This is a genomic window from Ignavigranum ruoffiae (assembly GCF_023195815.2).
GTDB classification, from domain to species: domain Bacteria; phylum Bacillota; class Bacilli; order Lactobacillales; family Aerococcaceae; genus Ignavigranum; species Ignavigranum ruoffiae.
The window spans coordinates 588,335-611,091 of the sequence record NZ_CP096206.2 but is presented as its reverse complement, the minus strand read 5'-3'; the positions used below and the strand labels follow the sequence as shown (position 1 = coordinate 611,091).

Here is a 22,757-nt window from a genome sequence, read left to right as displayed (position 1 = left end):
CTTACTTAATTTGTTTAACTTCTCGCGATAAATCCTGATACTTTTCTTGAGAAGAGGGACGAAATAAGATGACAGTGCTTCCGATCACTTGGACAATGAAAGCCCCCGTCTTTTCTGCGATTAGGGCACTTGCTTCATCAATATCTTCTGAACTATTTTGTAGAATATGAAATTTAATCAATTCACGTTTCTCTAAAGCCGCATCAACTTGTTCAATAAAGGTATCAGTAATTCCCAATTTGCCTAATTGAAAAAGCGTCTTATGTTGATGAGAAGCTTTTCTTAAATATTTTTGTTGCGCTTTACTATATTCCATGATGCTATCTACCTCCTTATATCTTAAATTTGCCTAAATAATGGATGGCCTGCGGGCAAACTCGACGCCCTTAGGTAAATGAAGTATTAACTGAACGGTTTGATGACTGGTGAACCAACCTAAACCAGAAATAGCAATATCCTCTCCCGCTGATAATTTAAGTGGATGTGCTATTATTTTTGGAAATTCTTTGGCTTGATCGAACCGCGGTGGACTTAGCAAATGGCCCAGTTGGTCTTGGTATAATCGATCGGCCTGACTTAGTTTGGTTCGATGGAGATACAGGTCACGACTCGTGTAAATCGTCAGAGCCATGCGCTCGCCTGCTGGATAGTCGATTCTAGCTAAGCCCCCTAAGAAGATTGTTTGACCCGAGTTCAATTGGAAAGTGGTCGGTTTCAACATCTTCTTCGGCATAATCACTTGTCGATCTTGAGGATCTAAATAATGAATCATCTGTGACCGACGAATAATCCCAGGCGTATCGACGATAGCGGTAGAGTCTGTCACTGGAATTCGAATTAAGTCCAAGGTGGTTCCAGGATAATTTGAAGTGGTGATAATTTCCTTGTCGCCCCCAAAATGTTCAATCAAGCGGTTAATTAAGGTTGACTTGCCAACATTGCTAATGCCGACAATATAGACATTCTGCCGACGAAGTTTCTCTTTAATCAGCTGGTACAAGGCATCTAAGTTCTGCTGCTTCTGGCTAGAAATCAGCAAAACTTGATCAGTCTTTAAGCCTTGGTCTTTGGCTAGTTTTTTCAACCAACGGATGACTCGATCTTGATTAATCGAAGCAGGAAGTAAATCCATCTTATTAGCCACCAAGCTAAATTTATTTCGACCGATATATCGGGGTAAGGCCGTCAATAAACTGGCCTCAATATCAAAAATATCTATCAAGTGAATAATATAGGCTTGGTCTTCACCAATTTCTGTTAAACGCTCCATAAAGACATCGTCATCAACGACAATGTCTGGAATTTCATTATAGTGACGTAAGCGAAAACAGCGTTGACAATAAAAACTGCCCTTCTCAATCCCTTTAGCGAATGCTGAGGCTGGCAAATATCCAGCTTGATCCGGGTCTTCAGTTTGAATAACGGCGCCACAACCCATACATTGATAATTAGAATCGTTCAAGCGAATCCCCCCAATCTTCACTGCGGACGAGGCCAATCTTTCGTAAAAGCAATTTTTCTACACTTCGGTTAAACCAAGTATAGACATTATCATGGTCTACCAAAGGCTTGACCAGGATTACCTTGAGTTGATTCCTTTTGGCGCCAATGACGTCGGTAATGATTTGATCGCCAATGACGACAATCTGATCAATTGGTAAATCTAAGAAGCGAATCGCCTCTTGGAAGCTCCCCCGTAAAGGTTTCAAAGCACGAGCCTTATGGGGAATATCAAGAGCTTCAATAACTTTGCCCACCCGTTTGGGATTATTGTTAGAAAGTAGGTAAATCTTAACTTGGGCATCGATCATCTGACTAACCCAATCCGCCATTCGCTGCGATAACTCATATTCATTCCATGCCAAAAGTGTATTGTCTAAGTCTACAATCATTCCTTTGAAACCTTGCTGCAAGATGTCAGCCGGAGTAATATGATAAATTGAATTAATCGTCCAATCTGGTGAAATGAGTTGCTTCATAGTCTCTCCTTATTTCAAAATTCTAAAAACATTATACCATATCTATAATAAGCGAGGTATGTCTATGCAGTATAGTAAACAAAGTCCACTGGCTATTGCAACTTTCATAACTTACATAGCATTCTTCACCGTAAAAATGATCAAACCGAAAGAAAGTTACTTCATCATAAGAAGCTGATTTAAGCAGATATTTGCCTACGGCAATCGGAAAATCTATTAACTTCAAAAAATCCTTGCCATCTCCGCCAGAAGATCGCAAGGATACACAAAAGTTAATAATATTCAAACAAATTAAGCTAATAAATCAAAAATCTCCATTGCTACTAAATCAATATCGTCAAAGCGATAGGTCGTATTATTGTCACTATCTTTTAATTCGAAAGAATCTTCATCTTTAAAATAACTTACTTGGCACTTTTCAACGCCATCTAATTCAAATCGGCGTACTTCAGTTTCAGACTCTGAATTAACCATTGCTTCGAGACGGTGGATAATTCCTACTAATACAGATGATTTCATACGTAACCTTCTTCCTAATTGACTAAGATCAATTAGTCAATAACAAAAATATCTACGCCCTACATACTAACAGAAAGCTCCCTAAATGCCAATAAATGTACTGATATTTTTTAATTTTTATCGCTGCCAACCATCACTTCACGGACAAAAGCGATCAAGCTATCTTGGAAACGTTCGAAAGTTTTCTTCGGTCGCTTCTGGGCATAATTATCTGCCAGTAATTGTTGATAGACTTGTTCTATTTGACAGCCAAATCGTTCCGCTGAAATAGAGTACAAATCTTTTTGATTGATATCGCGAATTAATTTTAATTGTTTCTTCTTACTAAATTGGCTCGCAATTGGTGCGAGTTCATCGGCTGTCTGATATAAATCACCGTATGCTTGACCTTGCATTAAATTCTCAAGGAAATCATTCCGTTTAGCAATAATAGGTAAATAATTAACAATCGATTCTAAATACGTCAAGCCCTGAGACTCAGATTCACTGGCATTCAAATATACATCCGCCATTTGATAATAATTGCCGACTTCTTCATAAGGAATTTCACCGACAAAACGAATTCGCTCAATGCCTAAGGATTGGGCTTGATTTTCCAAACATTCCCTTGCCGGACCATCGCCAACAATTAACAGAAAGGCTTCCGGAATCTGTTGTTGAATCTTCGGAAAGGCTTGAATCACTTGATCAATTTGTTTCTCCTGAGATAAGCGTGACAAAGATAAGAAGACCCAATCCGATTCAGCTAAGCCTAGAGCTTGTCGTTGAATTTTTCGATTTTCTAGGGCTTCTTCTTTACTAATCTTAGGAATATTTACTCCCGTCGGCACCACATGAATCGGCACGGTCACCCCATAAGAAAGTAAGGTATCGGCGGTCAACTGGCTCGGAGCTATCAACCGATCTGAATCATTACAAAACATCCGCGAAATTGTTCGCACATGTTTGGGCTGAATTAAGTGGCCATTCATAATGTAATGGGTATAATTCTCATACATCGTGTGGTAAGTATGCACCGTAGGAATTTTCATCCGACTGGCTACATAACGACCAGTCATGCCCAGAGAGAATTCAGTATGGGTATGAACCAGATCAATATTTTCTCTTTTTGCAATCTTTAAACAGCGGTCGAACCCAGCGTAAGCAATTCGTCGATCCTCAAAACTAATAAAAGGGATACTTGGCAAACGAACCACATTAGCTTCTGGGAAACTGTTGGGATCGGTCGTCGTGAAAATAACTACCTCATGACCCCGTTCAATCAGCTGTTCTTTCAATAACTTGACCGATGTTGAAACCCCACTTACCTGTGGGAAGTATGTATCTGTAAATAATCCAACTTTCATGCTTTCACCATCATTCTTGTCTTATTATGCTTATTATAAAGAACTCATCGCTAGTTGAAAAGGTATTATAAATACCATATTTAAAATAAATCCGAATGTTCAGCATGAAAAAGTTGATCAAAAATCAGAAAATTTATTTGCTTCGGTCATTTTTGGTAATATCAAACGATCAGCCAGCATCTTGCGCTGATGACCATCGACAACCTTTTTTGAAAATTTGCTGGCTAACTTATTGATTTCCAACTAGTAGAAAAAATATAGCCATCCTTCTCAGCAAAGTCATTTCAGATTAAAGATACTTGATAATTTCTAACCAAAAAGTTGATGAGATCTAGATAAGTTCTAAATTAAGTAGGTGGTGATTAAAAAAGTTAAAATGGTTTGTGATTACCTAAAAGGTTCACCGATAGCAAGTGTACTCTGGGACTTGCACTCTAGATACACGACATGCCCTTCATTCTAAAAATCCATCCTAAACGCGTATGTCTCACGTCAGGATGGATTTTTTTCAGTAGACCGATATTGTAGTCTTTCTAAATCACAATTTAAAATAATTATATACTTATTAAAATGATATTGATAAATTATTATCTTTTATTATTATCTCTTTACAATCTACTTCTAAATGATGTTCAACAAAAACAATCAACATTTTAGGAAAAATCTTCCTTATCGAAACCAAAATAGCAATTGCTTCTTCTCTATTTATCATTGAAAAAGCTTCATCTAAAAGTAACAATTGAGGCTCTCTAATCAGCGCTCTTAATAATCTAAGCTTTTGAACTTCTCCATTACTTAGAACTTCAAAATTAAATACATCTGTTGAATTAACACGACTATTAATATTTTTAAATAGGTAATCTATATATAGAATACTCACCAACTTAAGTAATAAATCTCTAGAATAATCGTGATTACCAATAATGTTTTGAACCTCTTCGCTGTTCAGTGTAAAATGTACTTGGGTCATGTAAAGTCCTCCTGGGTATGTTTTTGTGGTTAAAAACATTGTACCGTAAAAAGGGCTGCTACATGGCCTTTTGTCTTTTACACAATTATATGGACTTTATCTACTTTTTTGTGATTTTAATATAAATAAAATATTTGTAAATTTCAAGTATAAGTTAGCCACCTAGGGTAACTAGCTATGTAACATTAATCCTCTCTGCCAGTGACGGCTTGACAATGAGCTGAGGCATGGTAGTTTGGTTCACAAGTGGGTCATTGACCTCCTCCCCAAGAAAACCATGCCGAAGGAGGCTCGTTGTCAAGCTGGCACGTGTGCTCGAGCTTGTCTTTCTTTATAGAAACAGTGTATGAAAATTTCATATGGGGTCTGATAGTCCAAAACCTTGCGCGAATAATGGTTCATCCATTGTTGGATGCGACGACAATCGGCTTCAGTCACGTCTTTCATCGAGGTTTCTTTGGGCAGAAATCGGCGAATCAACCCGTGTTGATTTTCACTGGTTCCTCGTTCCCAAGAGGCGTAAGGATGGGCAAAATAAACGGCCACGTCGTCAGCCAGTGTTTGACTCAACCCCGCAAATTCTAAGCCGTTATCCGCCGTAATACTCTTAAAGAGTAACGGAAAGTGGTCGCTTGCACGTGCTCGTAAGCTTTTGAGGGCGGCGTCCACCGCTTGAGCCGTCTTGTTCTCAATCTTTAGAATGACTTCAAAACGACTCAACCGTTCGACCAAGGTCAACAAGACCGGTTCATCTTTGCCTTTTTTGCCAATGACCGTATCAATTTCCCAATGACCAAAAGTTTGACGGGCATTAATTTCCTCAGGCCGTTCGTCGATGGACATCCCCAGGACTTTCTTATGGGGTCGAGTCTTCGGCGCGCTGACTTTGGCATGTCGTTTCAACTTTTCCACTAAATCAATATTTCGGGTCTGCATAATCTGGCAATCAATCCAATGATAGAGGGTCGTCGTACAAGGAATCAGACGCGGATCAATGTCGAGGACCTGCTTGGCGCGATGCACTACCACATCGGGTGACCACTTATCTTCTAACATCCGTTGATCGGCCCAATCGATAAAGACACTTGAATAGGCCCAAAGGGGTTTACGTCCACAATGTTGACGCTGATGCTCATAATCTTCTTGGCCGACTTCCGCGATATACTTGGAATATTGATAAGTATAAACCTTCCCATGTTGCTTTTGTTGACGGACTTGTTCAACCGTACCCCGTTTGACTTCGTTATGAATCGTTTGCGGCGCCCGTCCCAGTATTCGAGCAATGGCTCGGTTAGAATAGCCTTGTTTTTTCAACAATTCAATTTGGCTCCGTTCTTTGAACGATAAGTGTTTTGATTTACGATCAGATGTGGTAAAGTGGGTTTGCGTCATGTAAATTCATCCTTCTTATATTTTTGTGTCGTGACTTAAATATAACATGAATTTACATGGCTTTTTTATATTTTAGCGGTGGCTAAGTTGATTATAAAATCCGCCTAAATAAAATATTATAAAGTATAATCAGTATAATCAGTAAATTAGAAACGTAAATTTCAACCCTTAAAAAACGTATATGCAAAATATGTTTTCGAGAGTTACATAATTTTTTTAGAATCAAAAATCAAAAATATTCATAAGAATCTAGGTAATTCAGAAGTATACAACCTTTTGACATATAGTCTATTAATATTTGACTAGTAGATTTATTCCAGAAAAATTGTGTTCGAAGCAGTATCTAATTTTATTCTATTAAGATAAAAAGATAAAAGGATTTATCCACACAAAAATAATTCTCAAGAAATAAACTTTTCTAGGGTCACAAGCGAAGCTGAAAATCATCGGAGTATCATACTTCAGACACATCAGTCTCTTAAATCCTCTTGTTTTTAAAGAATAAGTCCTAAAGCAAGTCTGTAGATTAAGTTAATAAACGAAGGACTATACCTGATAGTTTGACATTTCCTATAAAATAATTACTGTATTATAAAACCACTTTTTGCAGGTGCCCTTAATTCATAAACTCATTGTTTTGATAATAAATAAAAAACTAAAAAGACCCAAGCACCTTAAGGGTATGTACTGACCCCCTAAAGTTGGACCGAATGATCCAACTTTAGGGGGTATTTGTATGGCTAAATATAGTTTAGAATTTAAAATGAAAATTGTATCCGAATATCTTTCTGGAACCATCGGGATGAAGACGTTGACGAAGAAATATAAGATTAAATCCTCCCAAGAATTAAGAACCTGGGTGAACGCTTATAAAACTTTAGGAATAAAAGGGTTAATGCGCTCTCGAAAAAATAAGACATACAGTGTAAACTTTAAGTTAAAAGCAATCACTTTGTATGAAGCCAGTGAGAAATCCTATCAAGATGTGGCGAATGAATTGGGATTGAATAATCCTTCACTGATTCCTAGATGGCGTCAAGAGTATCATAACCACGGGATTGAAGGTCTTTCTCGCAAACCAGGGAGGCCACCAATGTCTAAGCAAGAACGAACGAGCAGAGAAAAACGAACTTCTTCTATTCCATTGAAGATAACGGATCTAGAGTGGGCAAATAAACGAATTGAAGAACTTGAGTATGAATTAAAGATGCAAACGATAAAAAATGAATACTTGGAAATGCTAAGGAGCTTGCGGCAACAGAAAGCAATGAAGACAAAGCAAGAATCATCCACAAGCTCCGACAACAAGAAAGATTTACTTTAGCTGAGATTCTTGCGGCGATTGATTTTCCTAAATCCACTTATATGTATTGGCAAGCTCATTGGAAAAAATCAGATCCAGACCAAAAAGTCAAAGATGCCATCTTGTTGATTCGTAAGAAACATCCGAATTACGGCTATCGTCGGATTCATGCGACCCTTGTTAACCAAGGGTGGCACATTAATAAAAAGAAAGTCCAACGTCTCTGTCAAGTATTAAAGATTCAGGTTAAAAACTTCGGACGTAAATATCGAAAATACAATAGTTACAAGGGAGTCCTAGGACGGATTGCTCCTAACCGGATGAATCGAAGATTTGAGACGTCCATCCCTAGACAAAAGATTACTACGGATACGACCGAATTCAAATATTATGAAGAAGATCATTCTGGTAAACTTCAAGTTAAGAAAATGTATTTAGATCCTTTTATGGATCTGTATAATCTAGAAATCATTAGTTTTAAAGTATCTTCTCAACCGAATCGGATCACGATGATTGAGGCGTTGAAAGAAGCTTTAGAAGCATCGAAAGAATGCGCCTATCGACGAACCTTCCACTCAGATCGTGGCTGGGCTTATCAAATGAAGGAATATCAGGCGTTACTAGTAGAACATCAAGTATTCCAAAGTATGTCGCGTAAAGGGAATTGTTATGATAATGCCCCGATCGAAAATTTCTTTAGTGTGATGAAACAGGAGATGTATTATGGGAAAATATATCGAAGTTACAAGGAATTAGAAACTGCAATCACAGATTACATTCAGTATTATAACGAAGAACGAATTAAAGAAAAATTGAATTGGCTAAGTCCTGTGGCATATAGAAAAGCGCAAGCGGCTTAACAATTTATCATTAAACCAAAAGAGAGACAAACACAAAATAGTGTTCATCTCTCTGGTCCAACTATTTGGGGTCACTCTAGTACCTGGATCTGCAAATTGATATGTAAATTATTTATTTTGGGTTAAAGCTTGAACCATTTCAACCACTTCATCGACTGTTCCGGCTTCATTCAAAGCACGATCAGCAAGTTTTTGTAAATCACTGAGTGTTAGTGATTGCATCAGGCTCCGTGTCTTCAATACTGAAGAAGCACTCATTGAGAATTCATCTAAGCCCATTCCCAGAAGAATTGGTACAGCGGTTTGATCACCAGCCATTTCTCCACACATGCCGGTCCATTTACCTTCACGGTGGGAAGCATCAATCACATTCTTAATCAAACGTAAGATTGAAGGATTATAAGGTTGGTAGAGATATGAAACTTGTTCATTCATCCGGTCAGCCGCCATCGTATATTGGATTAAATCATTGGTTCCAATACTAAAGAAATCGACTTCCTTAGCAAATTGATCGGCCAAGACCGCTGCTGCTGGAATTTCAACCATAATACCCACTTGAATAGTATCCGCCACTGTCTGCCCTTCCGCTAATAAATCTGCCTTAACGGCTTCTAGGACTGCTTTAGCTTGACGAAACTCTTTCAAAGTGGCAATCATCGGAAACATAATTCTTAAATTTCCGTAATTGGATGCTCTTAACAAAGCTCTTAATTGAGTCTTGAAGATTTCAGTACGGTCTAAGGAAATCCGAATGGCGCGATAGCCTAAGAAGGGATTCATTTCCTTGGGGAGATCTAGATAAGGTAATTCCTTATCGCCACCAATATCCATGGTTCGAACAATGACTGGTTTACCTTCCATCGCTTCTAAGACCGTCTTATAAGCTTCAAACTGTTCATCTTCAGTTGGGAAATTAGCTGAGTCCATATAGAGGAATTCTGTCCGGTATAAACCAATGCCTTCCGCCCCATTAGCTAAGACAGCTTCGACATCTTTTGGCGTACCAATATTGGCAGCTAATTCGACTTGATGCCCATCTTGAGTGACTGAAGGGGCATCCACGAGCTTAGCCCATTCTTCTTTTTGTTTTTGGAAATCTTGTGCTTTTTGTTGGTAATTAGCAATATCCTCTTGACTTGGATTCAAAATGACTTGTCCGGCGAGAGCATCCACAATAATGGTTTGGCCATCTTTCACCGATTGAGTAATAGACTGACTACCCACGATGGCTGGAATTTCTAAACTTCGAGCCATAATCGCTGAGTGAGAGGTCCGTCCTCCAATATCTGTCACAAAAGCTTTAACATATTTCTTATTTAATTGAGCCGTGTCACTTGGCGTTAAATCATGTGCAACCACGATCACTTCATGATCGATAGTAGCTGGACTGGGTACTTTCAGTCCCAGTAGAATCGCCATCATCCGTTCAGACACGTCCTTGATATCGGCAGCCCGTTCTTGCATGTAAGGATTATCTTCCATTGCAGAGAACATAGTAATAAACATTTGAGCAATTTGGTCTAAAGCGGCTTCCGCATTAATCAGTTGATCGGTAATCACTTGTTTGATTTGACCAATGAATTCAGGATCATCCAAGAACATTAAGTGAGCTTCAAAGACTTGAGCTTCTTCACTTCCTAGACTTTCTTCAGCACGCTTCTTAATCAGGCTAATTTCTTGATGAGCCTGCTTAACTGCCTCTTCAAAACGAAGAATTTCAGCACCAGAATCTGAAATTGTCTTCTTTTCAAAAGACAAATCAGGTTCGGTCAATAAATATGCAGGTGCGATTGCAATGCCATCACTTGCCGCAATACCTGCAAGAAATTCCGCAGTCATTAGTTAGAAAGTCCTTCTTTAACCATAGTTTCAGAAATAGCTTCGATGGCTTCTTTTTCGTCTTCTCCTTCTGCCGTAATGGTTACATCAGACCCTTGGCCAACGCCTAGAGACATAACACCCATGATTGATTTTAGGTTCACAGATTTACCTTTGTATTCTAAATTAATATCTGAAGCAAATTTGCTAGCAGCTTGAACTAATAAAGTAGCTGGACGTGCATGAATTCCAGTTTCAGCAATCACATTAAATTCTTTCTTTTCCATCGTATCGTTCTCCTTTGCGCGTGTAATAATATTGCAAACCCTTACCCCTTAAGGATAACATGTTTTATATATTTCCACAATAAAAAAACTAGGGACACAAACAAACTTTAGGGCTTATATTAAAATTAAATAAGAAAATCAAAACTCGTCTTCCGTCGCCATTTTATAAGATACTGACCCATCTTTGCTTAGACAGAAATAGTGATAACCTACTAATAATCGACGTAAGATGGCATAATCATCGTCGAACTGGCTGAGCCAATGATTAATCTCTTTTTACTGTATTGTCCAACAACTAACTGTTAATCAATATAGTCTAAAATTAATTTCTTCGTCTTCAATTTCCGCGGTAATATATGAATACGTTCTTCCGAAAAGAAGCGTTCAATATTTTCGGGAATCATCAGTAAGCTCCTTGATTTTTATAACAAGCTTTCTAATTGAATCTCTGGATATTTATCTTTAAACCAATGCTCAGCGAAAGTATTCTCAAATAAGAAGACTGGCTGGTCGAATCGATCTTTGACTAATAAGTTCCGACTTGAAGACATCTTAGGATCTAAGTCAGCTGGATCAATCCAACGGGCAATCCGATGACCCATCGGAATCATATCCACTTCAGAATGGTATTCATGAAGCAAACGATGTTGAAATACTTCGAATTGCAGTTGACCGACCGCACCCACAATAAATTCATTGGTATGATAAGTCTTATAGAGCTGAATCGCTCCCTCCTGCACTAATTGCTCAATTCCTTTATAGAAAGACTTCTGTTTAAGGACATTTTTAGGACTGACCCGCATAAAGAGTTCCGGTGTAAATTGTGGCAAATCAGCAAATTTAATTGCTTGCTTACCTTCATAAATACTGTCACCAATCTGCAATTGACCCGTATCGTACAGCCCAATGATATCGCCCGCAAAGGCTTCAGCAACTTCCTCGCGAGTATCGGCCATAAATTGAGTGGTGTGAGCTAGACGGAGCGTTTTGCCAGTTCTTTCTAAAGTCACATTCATGCCTTTCTCAAATTTACCTGAAGCCAACCGAATAAAAGCAATCCGATCTCGGTGAGCAGGATTCATATTGGCCTGAATCTTAAAGATGAAACCTGACAATTCAGGATCGTCGGGTTGGATAATCTGATCATCCGCTAATCGGGTTGGACCCGGAGCTGGAGCAAGATCAATAAAGGCATCAAAGAAAGTTTGGACACCAAATCCTGTTAGAGCAGAACCAAAGAAGACTGGAGTTAGTTTTCCTTGATTGATTAGCTCGCGGTCAAAAGGGTTCCCGGCCTCATGAAGAAGCTGAGCATCTTCTAAGGCTTGGCTATAAATCGTTGATTGGGTAAACTGATGATCGCCACTCACTTGACCTGACTCGTCCAAGTCGATGTAAACATCAGCTTCATCGGTCTCTGAATTTCTCAATTCAACCCGTTGATTATATAGATCATATAAGCCTAGTAAATTTTTGCCCATACCCATCGGCCAGTTCATCAGATAGGCATCGATTCCTAAAACTTCTTCAAGTTCTGAAACTAAATCCAAGGGTTCACGACCGTCTCGGTCTAATTTATTCATAAAGGTAAAGATAGGAATCCCCCGGTGACTGACAACTTCGAAGAGACGTTTGGTCTGTGGTTCAATCCCTTTCCCAGTATCAACCACCATGACGGCAGCATCGACGGCCATCAAAGTACGGTAAGTATCTTCCGAGAAATCCTCATGCCCCGGTGTATCCAAAATATTCACCTGGCAACCATCATAATCAACCTGCATGACTGAACTGGTGACCGAAATCCCCCGTTGCTTTTCAATATCCATCCAGTCAGACTTCGCAAATTTATTAGACTTCTTCCCCTTAGCTTTGACCGTCCCTTTCTCGCGAATCGCCCCACTAAATAAGAGCAATTGTTCAGTAATGGTCGTCTTCCCAGCATCCGGGTGGGAAATAATCGCAAAGGTCCGTCGTTTATTGACTTCTGTTTTAATATCGTTCGCCATATAAGCCTCCTTGATTCTGAATAAAAAAACAACCTAACGCCTCAGCGATAGATTGTTGCCGCTTTAACCTTCTTGTGAATTTTTTATTTTTGAAAAGTCGATAAATTTATTCGGATCAGTCTCCTCTTCGACCCTTTCGTTAGTAATGACTTCATTAATGAGCTGTTCTAACTTTAATTTCTCTTCGTCAGACATCGGTTGATTACGGATCGGTTCATCGATTTGATCATCATAATCCATCGTCTCATCATCCTCATAGGCTGAAACTTGAATTAAAAGACGCTCAATATATTTTTGTGGATAAATCCGATCAAAATCAGTTGAATCTAACATATCTTGGTAAGAATCCAGAATCTTTTGAAATTCTTTCTTCATGTTCTGTAAATTCTCTTTAAGATCATGGCCAGATTCAGCCAGTTCCCTACTATGGAAAGCAAAATCTTCTTTATACTGGTTAACTTGTTCTTGGGTTTGCTGCATTAACTTATCAGCTGTCATTGAAGAATCATCAATAATCTTCTTACCAGTCACGCGCGCATCCAGAATCCCTTGTTGCAAAGCGTCCTCCATCTGCCGATAGTTCTCAACCTCTTCAGTTAACTCCTGCTGGCTGGATTGCAATTGTTCCAATTGTCGTTGTAAATCTTGAATTTGTTTTTCTTGCTTATTTATCACTTCATTGACTTGTTGTCGATTAAAGCCCAAAAAACTTAAGGAAAAATGTTCCATACTCCCACCTTCTTCTATTACTCTTACACTACTGATTCAAATTGTATGAAACTCAAAGAGCGCCTTAATCTTCCATCGGGCTCCGTAAATATTCAAATAATAATTGATAGGTCGCATCCACTGATTTGGCATGGGTCCGCTCGTAAGCATGACTTGCTTCAATCCCCGCGCCGAGCAGCCCATGTCTTAAATCGTGCCCGGCCCGCATGGCAGCCGAAGCATCACTCGAATAATATGGATAGATATCCACCTGATAAGGAATTTGATACTCTTGGCATAAGCTAACTAAATGTTGACGTAAGCCTACATGATATGGCCCTGAACCATCTTTGGCACAAATGGACACGGTGTATTCATCCGAAGCTTGATCATCACCTAGGGCTCCCATATCCACCGCCAAGTATTCAACTACTTCACTCGGAATATTAGAGTTGCCACCGTAGCCAATCTCTTCATTATTAGAAATATAAAAATGAGTGCTATGTGCCAAATTGAGTCGTCCCGCTTGCACATCCTCAATCAATTCGAGTAACAAGGCGACACTGACCTTGTCATCCAAATGACGTGACTTAATAAAGCCTGACTCGGTGATGACCACTCTTGGATCAAAAGAAATAAAGTCCCCAACTTCAATGCCTAACTGACGAACGTCTTCAGCTTGTTGTACTTGCTCGTCGAGGCGGATTTCAATATTATCCTGATTTCGTTCCGCGGTCTTAGCATCCTTATAAACATGAACACTGGTTTGATGCATCAGAATCGTGCCTGAGTAACTTTGTCCTGTATTTAAGGAATGAATCAGGCAATTCTCGCCTTCAATCGCATTAAAGATAAAACCACCAATTAAATCGATTTTTAAACGGCCATTATCTTTTATTTTGCGAACCATAGCGCCTAAGGTATCTATGTGAGCAGTTAGATAGCGATGAGATAGAGCATCTTTTCCGGGTAGACTGACCAACAAGCCCCCTTTTGCAGATTTTTGATAAGGAACTGCAAGGTCTTGTAATTTACTTTCAATACGGTCTAAGATGTCTTGAGTAAAGCCAGTAGGTGAAGGAATCGCTGTTAAGCACGCAATCCGTTCCAACCGTTCTTTACTTTTATCACTGATACCTTTCATTCTGTCGACTCCCTTTATCCATGATTAAATCTTCTTTGCTTGTCCAATTTAGTTAACATGTACTATAATCATACCTATATTTAACTCATCTTTCAATCTATTTTTAGAAAGGATTTTATCATGAATGTAAGCGTTTCTTTCGGTGATCAGTCGCCCATTTATCAAGATGCTCGCTCCATTCGTCAGACCGTCTTTGTCAAGGAACAAGGGATTGACCCCGACATTGAATGGGATCAACTCGATGGTGAATCTTATCATTTTGTAGCCTATCTGGATCAAACTCCTGTCGCAACTTGTTGTCGCCTTCATCTCGACGCAAATTCTTCCCGTGCCCACCTACAACGCTTCGCTGTCAAGCTCGAAGCTCGTCAACAATCGGTCGGCAGGGCTTTATTAACCCAGATGGAAGCCTGGGCCAAGGACCAGGGTATTGATTATATTTATCTTTCTGCCCAGCAGAGCGCCTTGCCCTTTTACCTAAAATCTAATTATCGGCAAAGTAAAGAACCCGCCTTTATCGAGGCAGGTATCCTACATCAAAATCTCTATAAAAGCTTGACCTAAAGTTTATAGAAGATATGCTAAAAATAACCCAGCAATCGTAAAGTAAATAAAGACCGATGTCAAGTCACTGAGTGTAGAAATAAAGGGCCCACTCGCGACAGCAGGATCAAAGCCTAATTTATCCATTAAATAAGGAATAAATAATCCGGCTAGATTGGCAACGACAATGGCCATAAACATCGCTGCCGCAATAATCAATCCAAAGAAAGGATTGCCTTTCCAAATAAAGACAATTAAGAAGACACAGAGGGCAACGACCAGACCAGTAATGGCGCCAGTTAGGAGTTCAAAACCAAAGGTCTTGCCCACCTGTTTGTCATGGTCCTTGCTATTCAACTGACGTACAGTTACAGCTAAGGATTGCGTTCCCGCATTCCCAGCCGTCCCAGTAATTAGCGTAATAAATGCTGATAATATCGAAACTTCTTCGACCAGACCACTGTAACGACTGATCACCGTTGAGGTACCCATCCCCAAGAATAACAAAGTAATTAACCAGGGCAGACGGCTCTTCGCTGCCGACCACGGGGAAATATGCTTCTCTGAAACGTCTACAGCGGCCAATCCAGAATAATCGCTCTCGGCTTCTTCCTGCATGACATCCAAAACATCGTCCACGGTGACAATGCCAAGCAGTTCTTGATCGAAACCAACTACCGGTAAGGCCAATAGGTCATAGTCTTTGACCATCTTGGCAACTTCGAGTTGATCGTCATTCACTTGGACCGAGATCACGCGATTATTCATTACATCTGCCACTAATTTGTCCTCGTCATTTATGATTAAATCCCGCAAAGAAATCACACCAGTCAGTCGGTGATGCTGATCAATCACGTATACATAGTAGATCGTCTCTGCTTCAATGGCCTGTTGACGTAATTGATAATAGGCTTCCGCTAAAGTCAACCCTTCTTCAATCGCGATATACTCCGTCGTCATGATCGCCCCAGCCGTATCTTCCAAATAATTAATCAGCTGACTAATCTCACGTGCGGATTCGGCTGGCATCAAATGCATGTAAATATTCACACGGTCACGGTCTTTCAATTCGTTCAAGACATCAACCGCATTATCAGCATACATTTCGGCCAGAACATTGGCGGCATATGGATACAGCATCTCTTCAAAATAACCATCAATCTTCTCATCCTGAGCTTCTAAAGCATCGAAAAAATTAGCCAGTTCAGAAGGAGACAGATATTGGTAAACTTTCTCCCGATCCTCACTCTTTAATTGATTAAAAATCTGTGCTTGGTCATAGTTATGAAGGGCCAGAAATTCAGTTCTAAAGCGTGTCATTCGGTTATTGGCCAATAAGCCTTGTAAGATTCTCACCTGTTCTTCAATGCTTCGTTCAAAAACTTCCACCTAAACCCTCCTTATTTTCTTTCTCTGAACCCATTCTAACATATCTGCTGGCAAATCTTGCTTGAGAACCATAGCTTGGCCACTGAAAGGTTGGACAAATTCTAATTGACCACAATGCAAAGCTTGACGATTCAAGGGCGATTCCAATCGTCCCCCATATAAATCATCACCAATTAGCGGACCACCCTGCCAACTCAGATGAACCCTAATTTGATGGGTTCTGCCTGTATGCAAGCGTAATTTAAGCAAGCTTGAATCGTTTAAAGTCTCTTGAAGCCAGTATTCCGTCAGTGAGGCTTGCCCTTGAGGATCCACTCGTCGAGTAATAATGGATTGAGGATCGCGGGCAATCGGTCCATCGATATAACCATGGTCAGGCCAATCTTGCCGTTGACTAATGGCATAATAATATTTCTTTAATTGCTGATGGCGAATCTGTTGATCCATCCAAGCATGAGCAAGCCGATGTTTCGCAATCAACATCAAGCCCGAAGTATCGCGGTCCAACCGGGTCACAATATGAATCACTTGATCCTGGTATTGGTGGTCTTGGTAATATCCCTTAATCCGATTAGCCATTGCTGAATCTGGATCTCGTCGGGAAGGAATTGAGACAATACCTACAGGTTTATTAACCACCAATAAGTCACGATCTTCATAAACCACTTCGATTGGAGCTGAAGAAGCCGGCACCGTCTCATGGCCCTGTTCAATGGGAGCATAGAGCTGAATGAGGTCTCCCACATGAAGTTCTTCTCTTACCGTTACACTGCGACCATTGACTTTGATATCGCCACCTTGATACTTTAAGCGACTAATGAAACGGCGGGGAATCGCCTGCAATCTTAAATATTGAAGGACCGTCATCGGTTCCTCTTGATCAAAGCGCCATTCGAACTTCATCGATTCAACTCCCGCGAATCACTTGGATGATTACCAATGAAGGAAGAAGCCACCCGGTCCCAAAAATGAGTGTGTTTCAAACTGGCAAAACGGATTCGTTGGGGCGCAATTTGGGTGCGAATAGACTCAATATTCTCCAGTGACAAGCTCTGATTATCCAAACTCAAGATAAAATTACCACTCTGTGAATCAGGTTTCAAAGTAATACTCTCTTCCTGAGGGACAATGACCGGTGAAGATAGTGTTCGATAAATTAAATTATTGATTGAAGCAATTTCAGTCATCTGCATGGCATCTAGCTTGGGATGAATGACTGCCCCCCCTAAAGATTTATTCAATCCGGTTGAACCCGTAGGCGTTGAGATACAGATGCCATCGCCTCGAAAAGTTTCAAAACAAAAGTCATCCAAGTAAACATCGCAGACCACCGTTCCGGCAGTTGATCTTAGGACAAATTCGTTCAAAGCCAGGCGGCGGATACTTCGTTTGTCGGTAGTTTTGATATCTACTGTCAATAAAGGGTATGAAACCGATTCGCGGTTGCCAGAAACTAAGCCTCTGATTAATTGATCAATTCCATTAGCCAACCAATCCGCATAAAAACCTAAATGCCCCGTATGAATTCCTATAAATTGACTATATTCAAGATACTGAGGGAAGCGGTGAAAAGCAGAAAGTAAAGTGCCATCACCGCCAATGGTGATAATATAATCCGCTTGCTCCTTCTCTTCTACTAAGCGAATCGGTTGGTCCTTAATCTTCTGGATAAATTCCTTCTTCAAAGCCTGTGATAATTGTTTGTCATTCGCATATAATAATACAGTTAACATAATCGACTCCTAATCATTACGTTTCTCAAAATAATGGGTGGCTTCACGAATTTCTTCGCGAATCTCAGACATCTCTTCATCTAAGCGAAAGGCAGCTTCCGAAGCACGTTCCAAACGCATTAATATATGGTCGGGATACTTGCCGCGATATTTATAATTTAAAGAATGCTCAATGGTTGCCCAGAAATTCATCGCTAACGTGCGAATTTGGATTTCCACAATCACATGTTGGACTCCATGAGCTCTTTGAACCGGGTAATCGATTACCATATGATAAGAACGGTAACCAGATTCCTTAGGACTTTGGATATAATCACGAATCAAGATGACCTTGAAGTCTTTGCGATCCTTTAATAATTCAGCGACTTCATAAATATCTTCGACAAATTGACACATAATCCGTATTCCAGCGATGTCTTGAACGCCAATCAGGAAGTCTTGGGGATCAATTTTACGCATCTCCATCTTTTCCAAAATACTTTCTTTGGATTTGACGCGTCCAGTTACAAATTCAATCGGTGTATGCTTGCCCGCCAATTGAAACTCATTTCGAATCGTCTTAAGTTTTAACTTTAATTCGGCCACTGCCTGATGATAAGGAGCCAAGAAAGCATCCCAATCTTTAATTTGTTGGTCCATCGTCTCACGCATTGAACCACTCTCCTTCTAATTCGACTAGTAGGATTGATTTTCCTTTGTTATTCTAACATACTTTCGCTATTATTGAATCAGCAAGTCTGATTAAGGAGGACCCTATGACTAAAAATATCGAGCAAGAATATAAAACAATGTTGCGGAAAGATGAATTTGAACGCTTAATCGATCAGTTAGGATTTAAACCCCGTTCCGCCCTGATTCAATCCAACTATTATTATGATACACCCGACCATCAATTAGCCAAAATTAATGCGGCCTTGCGGCTACGTGTCTTTAAAGATCGGTCTGAATGGACGATCAAACAACTCATTTCAGAGCTTCGTTCCATTGAAATCACTCAAGAGCAAGGACCAGTCGATAGCATCAGTTCTGCTATTAATCCCACTTGGTTCACAGATGCAGACTTGATCAAATTCATCCATAATCACCAGATTCCAATCGAACAATTGCAATTACACTATCAGATGTCGACCCATCGTTATCTTTATCCTGTGCCGGGAGCAACTTTCTGTCTAGATCACAGCTTCTTCCCTCAAACTGAAGACTATGAGTTAGAATGCGAACTAGAAGACTTGGATCAAGCAAACGTGTGGTTTGACTTTCTCGACCAATATCAGCTAGAATACAAGCCGGCTGCCAAAAAATTATCGCGAGCGGCTCATTATCAAGACCTAGACCGGAACAAATAATTTAGGCAGATTATTGGTAATTATCAACTGACCGTGCTAGGATAAGTTTTAGAAAGAGCCGAAACTTTCATTTAGGAAGGAGGCATTGAATGGTCCCTAACTATCAAGTCGAATATCAACTGAATGGGGTGCCTTCCTCGTTCGAGTTCTATCTCTTTGTGAATCCCCTAGGCATGCGATGTTATCATTCAGAACAAGAATTGATACGCTCAATTAATATGATTAATTCCAAAGTAGATGTTAATATTCTAACTTACCATAACCACGAAGCAATCTATCACTTTTTAGAACAAATAAATATTAACCATGCCAATCTGGCCCAGCGCAATCTATACTATAATATTGTCTACAAGGCGGCCGTAGCCTACAAAGCGGCTTCCCTACAAGGTAAAAAATTAGGCCGTCAATTCCTAATTCGCTTGCAGGAATTGTTCAACCATAATATGGAAGATTTCTCTGAAGAAATGTTTAGTGACATTGCCAAAGAAATCGGCTTAGATTTGCAAATCTTTCTAGAAGATTTGAATTCTGATTTCGTTCGCCAACTATTCTTAAAGGATCAAAAGATTGCCCGCGAAATGCAAGTCCAACAGACTCCTGCCCTTGTCATTTTTCAAAATCAATCGGAACATGACGGTATTTTAATTCGGGAAGATATCACCCGCGAAGTGATTCTGGAAGAATTAGATAATATCGTGCAGAGATACTACCTCTCCCGTAAAGAAAAACCAAGAGCAAAGGCCAAATTATCCATTATTCATAAGAGCGAGGATACTCGTGACACTTCCCAAGAAACATTCTATTAGCTAAGCAGAAAGAGACACCCAAAAGGTAGCTTGTGAGCTATCTTTTGGATGTCCCTTTTTGTTCCTTGACAATTAATGTTCATCAGAATCAATTATTTATTTGGGCGGAATGACATTGGCTTCCCCTTTGATTACTGGATCGCCATCTTGATTGGTGACGGTCGTATCTAGCGTTAACCAACCTTTATCATTGATTGAAGTCACTTTCACGGTTGCGGTTAAGGTATCGTTAATCGCTACTGGCTTAACGAATTTCAAATTTTGCCCTAAATAGATGGTACCAGGTCCGGGGAAATGCATACCCAATACCGCAGAGATTAATGAAGCTCCCAACATCCCATGGGCAATCCGCTTCTTAAACATTCCTTGAGAAGCAGCAACTTCGTTGACGTGGGCTGGGTTTAAGTCCCCTGATACGCCTGCGAATAGTACCACATCTGCTTCGGTGATGGTCTTGGTAAAAGACCCTGATTGTCCAATTTCATATGTTGCCATATCTATCACTCCTATATTTTATTTTTTTACCTGTGGAGGTTATTATGAAACTACATCCTTTAAATTTTGTGGATTTACCTAATCAAGAAAGAATAGCCTATCGTAAAGCCGGTCATAAAGGACCCTCAATGCTACTCATTCATGGGAATATGAGTTCTTCGGTCCATTTCCATTCAACCATGGAAGCTCTCAAGGAAGATTATCAAGTATACGCTGTCGATTTACGCGGTTTCGGCAAAAGTAGTTATCGCCGCCCGACGCGTTCACTTAAGGATCTCAGTGATGACCTGGTTCAATGGATGGATCAACTTGGCATCCAGACTACCACGGTGCTGGGTTGGTCAATGGGCGGAGGGGTGGCCATGGAACTCGCTGCTTCGATCCCTCACCGAATTGATCAACTCTTCCTCGTTGCCTCGGTCGGTATCCAAGGTTTCAAAACTTGCTCGAACAAATTATTATCCTCGGTTAAGATTCCTGCCCGATCAGCCCTCAGCTTTAACCAAAGACGATTTCAGAAATGGAATCCGCTTTTACAAAAGATGGAGTCAGCGATTAAACACCATGATCAAAAATTATTAACTAAATTGCTTGAGACGCTTTACCATACTTATCAACTAAGTTCCAGTGAAATGCAACTCTATCTGGAGGCGATTTATGAACAGAGAAATTACTCTGATATCTATTATGACCTACTAGAATTTAATATGACTGACCAATCGAATGGCTATCATCCTGGTAGTAATCGTTATCAATTAATTCAGGCTCCGACGGTTATCCTTCACGGCCGTTATGATAAGATTGTTGATTTAGCGGATGGTCAACAGACCAAAGCATATTTAGGCGACAAGGCCAAATTATTTCTTCTCGAAACCGGTCATGCCATTATCGCGGATGATTTTATCTCTTTTCTGACTATTTTGAGAAATGAACACCCTATTCCGCAAAAATAGATAAGAAAAAGGAATTTGACCAAGCTCAAATTCCTTTTTCTGTTTACGAATCTTATTCGTCGCGTTCCTTGTAGAATTCCATGACTTTAGGAATCATTTCTTTACGTGAACGTCTTGAAACAAATAGACCAATATGACCAGATTCGTAGCGAACAGTTTCAGTGTCTTTTGAGCTCACGGCTTTGTTTAATGGTTCAGAAGCCTTTTGTGGGACTTGATCGTCACGGGTAGCAATCACATTCAACAATGGTTGTTCGATATTCTTCAAATCAACCACCTGATCACCAATCTTCAACTCGCCTTTAATCAGTTTGTTGCCATGGTATAAATCATTGGTGAATTGTTTAATGGTTGCCCCAGCTTGATCTGGTGAGTCAAAGATCCAAGTTTCAAGCGCTAAGAAGTTAGTCATTGCCTTAGGATCATCAAGACGGTCAATAATATCTAAATATTTATTAGTGGTTAATTTTACTGGTGATAGCAATAAGAAACCATTATTCATCACATCACCTGGAATATTACCGTAAGCTTCAACCATAGAATCCGCATCCATCTCTTTACCCCAATGGAATAACAAGCGATCTGATGGAGAGAAGTCAATTGGCGCAACGACCGTTACTAAGTTCTTAACATATTGTGGATTTAAGGCCGTAAAAATGGTAGCAAAAGTAGCTCCTTGACAAATTCCGAAGAAGTTCAACTTGTCTGCTTGCGCATGTTCAAGGACCGCTTCGACACAGTTGCGCATATAGCCTTGGATATAATCTTCCATGGTGTTATACATGTCGTCTTTGGTAGGATAACCCCAATCGATCACATATAAATCCGCACCGGCATTTAATAAGTCTTCGATGAAGCTGTTTCCTTCTTGTAAATCAAGCATGTAATATTTATTAACTAAGGCATAAGAGATTAAGGTTGGTGTTTTTAAGTGGTTTTTAACTTTTGGAATAAAGTGATACAGGGTGAGTTTGTCTTCTATGTAGATAACTTCTTTCTCAGAAACCCCACCTTTAGGCATTTCTAGATTTGACAAAGTATGGATACCTTGAATGAGTTTTTCTTGGGCAGATAATTGATCCTGGAAATTTTGCTTAGAAATTCTAAATAAATCTTCAACCATGTTAATATACTCCTTTCAAAACTTAGCCTACGAATGA

At 39.8% G+C, this 22,757-nt stretch carries 25 protein-coding genes; 6 read left to right on the top strand and 19 right to left on the bottom strand.

The window, feature by feature from the left end; genetic code table 11:
• Nucleotide 1: 1 nt before the first annotated feature.
• From M0R79_RS02925 to M0R79_RS02895, 7 genes are all read right to left on the bottom strand, one after another.
• The gene (locus tag M0R79_RS02925; protein WP_248416502.1) at nt 2-316 is read right to left on the bottom strand and encodes a YhbY family RNA-binding protein; all 315 of its coding nucleotides are present in this window, start codon (nt 314-316) and stop codon (nt 2-4) included.
• Nucleotides 317-349: 33 nt separating this feature from the next.
• A complete protein-coding gene (yqeH, locus tag M0R79_RS02920; RefSeq protein ID WP_248416503.1) occupies nt 350-1,462 on the bottom strand; it encodes a ribosome biogenesis GTPase YqeH in 1,113 nt (370 codons plus the stop codon).
• On the bottom strand, nt 1,449-1,979 hold the full coding sequence (locus M0R79_RS02915) for a YqeG family HAD IIIA-type phosphatase (protein ID WP_248416504.1): 531 nt from the start codon (nt 1,977-1,979) through the stop codon (nt 1,449-1,451). Before M0R79_RS02915 ends, yqeH begins: the two co-directional genes overlap by 14 nt.
• A gap of 291 nt (nt 1,980-2,270) precedes the next feature.
• A complete protein-coding gene (locus tag M0R79_RS02910; protein ID WP_092572520.1) occupies nt 2,271-2,498 on the bottom strand; it encodes a YkuJ family protein in 228 nt (75 codons plus the stop codon).
• Nucleotides 2,499-2,608: 110 nt separating this feature from the next.
• Complete coding sequence (locus M0R79_RS02905) at nt 2,609-3,844, bottom strand: glycosyltransferase family 4 protein (RefSeq protein ID WP_248416505.1); 1,236 nt, start codon at nt 3,842-3,844, stop codon at nt 2,609-2,611.
• 565 nt (nt 3,845-4,409) lie between these two features.
• Nucleotides 4,410-4,814 carry an ATP-binding cassette domain-containing protein gene (locus M0R79_RS02900; protein ID WP_248416506.1) on the bottom strand — a complete coding sequence of 135 codons (405 nt, stop codon included), beginning with the start codon at nt 4,812-4,814 and terminating at the stop codon, nt 4,410-4,412.
• Nucleotides 4,815-5,111: 297 nt separating this feature from the next.
• Nucleotides 5,112-6,206: an IS30 family transposase gene (locus M0R79_RS02895; RefSeq protein ID WP_248416049.1), complete on the bottom strand. Its 1,095-nt coding sequence runs from the start codon at nt 6,204-6,206 to the stop codon at nt 5,112-5,114.
• 736 nt (nt 6,207-6,942) lie between these two features.
• Here M0R79_RS02895 and M0R79_RS09270 point away from each other — a divergent pair.
• Nucleotides 6,943-7,530, top strand: coding sequence for a helix-turn-helix domain-containing protein (locus tag M0R79_RS09270; RefSeq protein ID WP_310795404.1), 588 nt, complete (start codon nt 6,943-6,945; stop codon nt 7,528-7,530).
• Entirely contained in the window at nt 7,434-8,369 is a 936-nt protein-coding gene (locus M0R79_RS02890; RefSeq protein ID WP_310795419.1) for an IS3 family transposase, read from the top strand. The genes M0R79_RS09270 and M0R79_RS02890 overlap by 97 nt, the downstream gene beginning before the upstream one ends.
• Nucleotides 8,370-8,477: 108 nt before the next feature.
• On the opposite strand, the gene ptsP is transcribed toward M0R79_RS02890, so the two are convergent.
• The 6 genes from ptsP to M0R79_RS02865 all read right to left on the bottom strand — a co-directional run bounded on the left by ptsP (nt 8,478) and on the right by M0R79_RS02865 (nt 14,332).
• Complete coding sequence (ptsP, locus tag M0R79_RS02885) at nt 8,478-10,208, bottom strand: phosphoenolpyruvate--protein phosphotransferase (RefSeq protein WP_092572518.1); 1,731 nt, start codon at nt 10,206-10,208, stop codon at nt 8,478-8,480.
• Complete coding sequence (locus M0R79_RS02880) at nt 10,208-10,474, bottom strand: phosphocarrier protein HPr (protein ID WP_092572517.1); 267 nt, start codon at nt 10,472-10,474, stop codon at nt 10,208-10,210. The genes ptsP and M0R79_RS02880 overlap by 1 nt, the downstream gene beginning before the upstream one ends.
• Before the next feature lie 138 nt (nt 10,475-10,612).
• Nucleotides 10,613-10,744, bottom strand: coding sequence for a DUF2087 domain-containing protein (locus M0R79_RS09345; RefSeq protein WP_143440748.1), 132 nt, complete (start codon nt 10,742-10,744; stop codon nt 10,613-10,615).
• Between the two features lie 152 nt (nt 10,745-10,896).
• Nucleotides 10,897-12,480, bottom strand: coding sequence for a peptide chain release factor 3 (locus M0R79_RS02875; RefSeq protein ID WP_092572516.1), 1,584 nt, complete (start codon nt 12,478-12,480; stop codon nt 10,897-10,899).
• A gap of 63 nt (nt 12,481-12,543) precedes the next feature.
• Entirely contained in the window at nt 12,544-13,209 is a 666-nt protein-coding gene (locus tag M0R79_RS02870; protein WP_092572515.1) for a DivIVA domain-containing protein, read from the bottom strand.
• A 64-nt stretch (nt 13,210-13,273) separates the two neighbouring features.
• On the bottom strand, nt 13,274-14,332 hold the full coding sequence (locus M0R79_RS02865) for a M42 family metallopeptidase (RefSeq protein WP_248416507.1): 1,059 nt from the start codon (nt 14,330-14,332) through the stop codon (nt 13,274-13,276).
• Between the two features lie 120 nt (nt 14,333-14,452).
• Between M0R79_RS02865 and M0R79_RS02860 the strand changes: the two genes are divergently transcribed.
• Nucleotides 14,453-14,896: a GNAT family N-acetyltransferase gene (locus M0R79_RS02860; protein WP_248416508.1), complete on the top strand. Its 444-nt coding sequence runs from the start codon at nt 14,453-14,455 to the stop codon at nt 14,894-14,896.
• 3 nt (nt 14,897-14,899) lie between these two features.
• Here M0R79_RS02860 and mgtE read toward each other — a convergent pair whose 3' ends face one another.
• Genes mgtE through yjbM form a run of 4 tightly spaced genes read right to left on the bottom strand, consistent with a single transcriptional unit; the run spans nt 14,900 to nt 18,648 of the window.
• Complete coding sequence (gene mgtE, locus M0R79_RS02855; protein ID WP_248416509.1) at nt 14,900-16,264, bottom strand: magnesium transporter; 1,365 nt, start codon at nt 16,262-16,264, stop codon at nt 14,900-14,902.
• Nucleotides 16,265-17,167: an RluA family pseudouridine synthase gene (locus M0R79_RS02850; RefSeq protein WP_248416510.1), complete on the bottom strand. Its 903-nt coding sequence runs from the start codon at nt 17,165-17,167 to the stop codon at nt 16,265-16,267.
• On the bottom strand, nt 17,164-17,997 hold the full coding sequence (locus M0R79_RS02845; protein WP_092572510.1) for an NAD kinase: 834 nt from the start codon (nt 17,995-17,997) through the stop codon (nt 17,164-17,166). The genes M0R79_RS02850 and M0R79_RS02845 overlap by 4 nt, the downstream gene beginning before the upstream one ends.
• Before the next feature lie 9 nt (nt 17,998-18,006).
• On the bottom strand, nt 18,007-18,648 hold the full coding sequence (gene yjbM / locus M0R79_RS02840; RefSeq protein WP_092572509.1) for a GTP diphosphokinase: 642 nt from the start codon (nt 18,646-18,648) through the stop codon (nt 18,007-18,009).
• A 104-nt stretch (nt 18,649-18,752) separates the two neighbouring features.
• Between yjbM and M0R79_RS02835 the strand changes: the two genes are divergently transcribed.
• Together M0R79_RS02835 and M0R79_RS02830 are read left to right on the top strand one after the other, a co-directional pair.
• Nucleotides 18,753-19,343, top strand: coding sequence for a CYTH domain-containing protein (locus M0R79_RS02835; protein WP_248416511.1), 591 nt, complete (start codon nt 18,753-18,755; stop codon nt 19,341-19,343).
• A gap of 89 nt (nt 19,344-19,432) precedes the next feature.
• Complete coding sequence (locus M0R79_RS02830) at nt 19,433-20,149, top strand: DsbA family protein (RefSeq protein WP_248416512.1); 717 nt, start codon at nt 19,433-19,435, stop codon at nt 20,147-20,149.
• Nucleotides 20,150-20,245: 96 nt separating this feature from the next.
• On the opposite strand, the gene M0R79_RS02825 is transcribed toward M0R79_RS02830, so the two are convergent.
• Nucleotides 20,246-20,644, bottom strand: a complete 399-nt coding sequence (locus tag M0R79_RS02825) for a MaoC family dehydratase (RefSeq protein ID WP_092572506.1) — start codon at nt 20,642-20,644, stop codon at nt 20,246-20,248.
• A gap of 44 nt (nt 20,645-20,688) precedes the next feature.
• On the opposite strand from M0R79_RS02825, the gene M0R79_RS02820 reads away from it, so the two are divergent.
• Nucleotides 20,689-21,597: an alpha/beta fold hydrolase gene (locus tag M0R79_RS02820; RefSeq protein WP_248416513.1), complete on the top strand. Its 909-nt coding sequence runs from the start codon at nt 20,689-20,691 to the stop codon at nt 21,595-21,597.
• 52 nt (nt 21,598-21,649) lie between these two features.
• Here M0R79_RS02820 and phaC read toward each other — a convergent pair whose 3' ends face one another.
• On the bottom strand, nt 21,650-22,720 hold the full coding sequence (phaC, locus tag M0R79_RS02815) for a class III poly(R)-hydroxyalkanoic acid synthase subunit PhaC (protein WP_248416514.1): 1,071 nt from the start codon (nt 22,718-22,720) through the stop codon (nt 21,650-21,652).
• Nucleotides 22,721-22,757: the final 37 nt, after the last annotated feature.